Raw genomic sequence first — 1,079 nt, 5'->3', positions numbered from 1 at the left:
GAACTCCTCCCCGTCGGACGGCCCCACCGGACGGTCGTGTCGACAACCGCCTGAAGACCCCTCCCCGTCGGACGATCCGGCACCGATCCAGGAACGGAATCACCATGCCCAACACCGCTGTTGTCACCGCGTCCACGCAGGGAGACGTCCGGACGATCCGCCTCGACCGGCCAGCCCGGATGAACAGCCTGGACCTGAACGCCAAGGTCCGGCTCCTGGACGCGTTGCGGACCGCGGCCGACGACCCGGACGTGCGCGCCGTGGTGCTCACCGGAAGCGGACGAGCGTTCTGTGTCGGCCAGGATCTGGAGGAAGCGCGCACCGTGGGCGACGGACAGGCCATGGCCGATGCCGTACGCGAGCAGTACAACCCTCTCGTACGGACGCTCCTGACCATGCCGAAGCCCGTGGTCGCCGCCGTCAACGGGGTCGCCGCGGGTGCGGGCATGGCACTGGCACTCGCGTGCGACGTCCGGATCGCCGCCTCGTCCGCGACGTTCACCACCGCCTTCGCGGGCATCGGCCTGTCCTGCGACACCGGCATCTCCTGGACCCTGCCCCGCATCGCCGGACGCACGGTGGCGCTCGACCTGCTGCTGCGCCCCCGGCTCCTCGGTGCGGCGGAAGCGCTCGACCTGGGACTGCTGCATCAGGTCGTCGCCGACGAGGAGTTCGAGGGTGCGGTTCGCCGGAGCGCGGCCGAACTCGCCGCCGGACCCACCCGGGCGTTCGCCGCCATCAAGACCGCCGTGACCTTCGCGTCCGGATCGGCGCTCGACGGCGCACTGGAATGCGAGGCGGCGCGGATCGCCGAGACCGGCGCCTCGGACGACTACCGGACCGGCCTGAACGCCTTCCTGGCGAAGCGGAAACCCGAGTTCACCGGGCGCTGAACCGTCCCTGCGTCCCTGCGCCTCGGCGCGTCCGTCATCTCGCCGTACGCGCGGCCTCGCACAGGGAAGCGGGGATACGGGTTCGTTCTCGGGGGTACACCTGGTGCGGCCGGTGCGGGATGGCCCAAGCTGGCCCGCATGGACTGGTTGCCACTGCTCTCCACCCTGGCCGGGGCCGCGATCGGC

The 1,079-nt window shown here is 71.5% G+C and carries 1 protein-coding gene; it reads left to right on the top strand.

Going from position 1 to position 1,079, the window contains the following annotated elements; genetic code table 11:
* The first annotated feature begins 104 nt into the window (after positions 1–104).
* Complete coding sequence (locus ACWEBX_RS41345) at positions 105–893, top strand: enoyl-CoA hydratase-related protein (protein WP_451889808.1); 789 nt, start codon at positions 105–107, stop codon at positions 891–893.
* Positions 894–1,079: the final 186 nt, after the last annotated feature.

It is taken from the genome of Streptomyces sp. NPDC005070, from assembly GCF_053600395.1.
The sequence above is the reverse complement of the archived record's forward strand: the minus strand, read 5'-3'. Positions and strand labels throughout refer to the sequence as shown.

Coding starts and splice junctions, on each gene's coding strand:
- ACWEBX_RS41345 (WP_451889808.1), top strand. CDS start 105: ATGCCCAACACCGCTGTTGTCACCGCGTCCACGCAGGGAGACGTCCGG.